Below are 2,832 nucleotides of genomic sequence, written 5' to 3'. Positions count from 1 at the left end.
GCTCAAGCAGCAAGGCGTCTTTCTCCGCTTCGCTAAGTCGATATGTCCGGGGCGTTTTCATACAAAGGTTGAATCACAACCCAGGCCGTCAGCCAACCGATTTCGCCAACCCCGTGAGCAATTACGATTTTAAAGACCTGATAGAAGGCCGCTCTCGATCTCCCGCTCAAGTAGCTGAAAATTTTTTGCTTTACGGGCGGCAATCACAGAAGGAGTTACCCCGATATGCCCTCAGCGAATCCCACCTGGGTGGGCAATCTTATTTTTTAACAGCCTCCGTATTCTCTTTAAATTTCATAAAAGAATCGTTTTTTTATTTAAAATCTTTAGACTAATAGAGACGACATCTTCAGATTTAGCCTCAAAAAACCTATTCGCTATTAGGCCGCATCCTATTTCTAGCAAATAATTCTCAATCAAGTCCTCAAATATATATCTTCTATATTTTTCACACTGAAGCATAAAATCTTCCATTGAAAGAAAATTCTCAAATATTTCTTTTCTCTCTTTTATTATTTTTAACTCGGAAAAAACATATTTCTTTATCTCATCCATTGTTGGTGAATGTTCCCCTGATATGTAACCAACATCATATGTGCAATCCTTCACTGGGCGAGGAAGGCGAGTGAAATTTCGAAAGTACGAAAAATCAATAGGACTTATATACACAACTAAGTTATCGTAAAATTCAAAGAAAGAATATCCTTCCATAACGCCGTTTTTCTCAATAATCTTTCTTGCTAAAAGAAGTTTTGTAGCTTCCATTGACACAATATATATACTTCCGTTTTCTGAATTCTTTTTTCTCGACAGAACTGGATTAAGAGTACTTTTGTATATATTAATTTTTTCTCTATTTCTACTCTTGTTTCGAATCACATTATTCAAAAAATTTAACATTTCTTCGGTCATTATCCGCCTCCTAAAAATAGAAATGCTCATTAAGTTTGGTTTCTGAGATAGAAGTTAAGGTCCTTTCAGGTTTTTTAAAGTCATACACCACATTGCCCTGCTTCGTCACATTTGCCCCATTGAAGTGCGCAGCCTGATCGCCCAGGCCCCCATCGGCCCCATACAAGGCCGCTTTATCCTCCCGAATAACCAGAAGGTCGCCATTGGAGTTCTTGTAGAGATAGGCTCTGACGTTCCGATCATCCAGCCCCATGGCTTGGCCAAGCGGTGTATTTGGTTTCACCGTGAGCAGCGGTTGACTGCTATTGGGGACACCATAAGCCTGTCTGGCTTTGCTCAAGGCTTCGCTCCGGCTGGTCGACCAGTAGGCGTCCTTAAGGGCTCCTTGACCTGTCGGCCACTGATACTCGGGGATATCGTCAACGGCATCGTAGATCCGCCCATCCGTATGAACGATAACCGTGGAGCCGTCCTTGATCTCGGGCCTATATCCCGTGGCCAGCCCGTTCTTGATTGCCACCTTCGTCCGCACGAGCCGATTGGCGGACCTCAGCAGATCCTGAGCGGCCTGCTTTCCACTGATCCCGAGTACCGCAATGATCGCGGAAGCGGTAGAGAGCGTGAGGCTTTCATCCCGGGTCAGGCTTTGATCCAGCCATTCGTACCCATCGGCGATCTTGTTCAGGCCCGTCTCGACCACGCCACTTAAAAGCGTCTCCATGGCCAAGTCGACAAGCTTGTCAATGGCGGCTTTTCCCGCTGCAGCCAGGGGACCACTGGTCACAGTCAACGCCGTATAGACCATGCCATTAACAATATATTCGACGGTATCCCCATACTTGGCGATCAGGGCACTGGCCTCTGCCATCACTTGCCCGGCCATTGCAGCGGCGTTCTTCAGCGGGGACAGCGCTCCTGTTGGCGATGAAACGCCTCCCGGAGGTGGCAGATTTTCTGCCGTGATCGGATTGTAACCAAAGGTCGGCATTCCATTGGCTTCGAAAGTCGGATGCCCCTCGGCATCCCACATGACCCACCCTCCTTGGGCCATAAGTGAAGACGCGGCCTGAATAAGAGCCTCATCGACACCAGCGGCCCGCATATACTCTAGAACTTGTGCGTTAGCTGATTGACGTGAGGTGAGTGCCGCCATTGTCTGGAAGTCCCATTCGACTTCTTCGACGGAAACGCCTGTGGCAGCGGCTATTTCTTCCGCCTGCTCACGCGTGACATTGACTTCAGCGCGTACTTGATTGGCGACCTTCGGCTCTCTTACGGATAGGGCCGTGATCACCTCATCAACCGTGTCCCCTAGACCAGCGAAGTTCTCTCGGGTCGTGCCGAGCAGCCAATCGAGATCCTTGCCACTGTTTTCGGCGACGTTTTGCGCGGCTGCGACGGCTTCGTCGGCGTTCTGGCCGGTCAAGGTTGCGCCAAGGGCTGCGGCCAGTTCGCCGATCTTGCCCATCCGCTGTTGGATGGCGAACCATTCCTCCGCCGTGTAGGCGCTCCGGTCCAGCGCGCCGAGGTAGGCATCCATGGCCATGGCCGAGAGGGCCGCCCCCAAAGCCCGCGAGGTGCAGGACCCGCCCGCGATGGCTCCCGTCGCGCAGCCCACGGCGGCCTGGGCCACCTTGTCGCCGATATACCCCAGCGTCGTGTCCTGATAGCCGCTGACCAAGGCCCCCATTTCATAGGAGGCCATGGTCCCGATCACATCGGCACCCAGGCTCCGCGTCATCGCCAAGGCCGCCTCGCCCGGATCCTGGCCGTAGAGCGCGACGTTCGACCCGAACTGGATCGTATTGCGGATCGTGGCCTGCAGGGCGACCCGCTCAAGCCGCTCCACGAAGGTCAGTTCAGAAGCCGCCACGTTCAGACCCGGCAGGTCCAGCCCCGACAAAGCCGCATCGGTCAAGC

1 protein-coding gene and 1 pseudogene are annotated in these 2,832 nt (G+C 51.8%); both read right to left on the bottom strand.

The window, feature by feature from the left end:
* Positions 1-294: 294 nt before the first annotated feature.
* The gene (locus ACLIRY_RS26870; RefSeq protein ID WP_413208491.1) at positions 295-912 is read right to left on the bottom strand and encodes a hypothetical protein; all 618 of its coding nucleotides are present in this window, start codon (positions 910-912) and stop codon (positions 295-297) included.
* Between the two features lie 10 nt (positions 913-922).
* A pseudogene (locus ACLIRY_RS26865) lies at positions 923-2,832 on the bottom strand (hypothetical protein); the annotation flags it as partial.

The sequence above is a fragment of the Rhodospirillum sp. A1_3_36 genome, assembly GCF_047263945.1.
In the GTDB taxonomy this organism is placed as follows: domain Bacteria; phylum Pseudomonadota; class Alphaproteobacteria; order Rhodospirillales; family Rhodospirillaceae; genus Rhodospirillum.
This window is presented reverse-complemented; position numbering and strand designations above follow the sequence as displayed.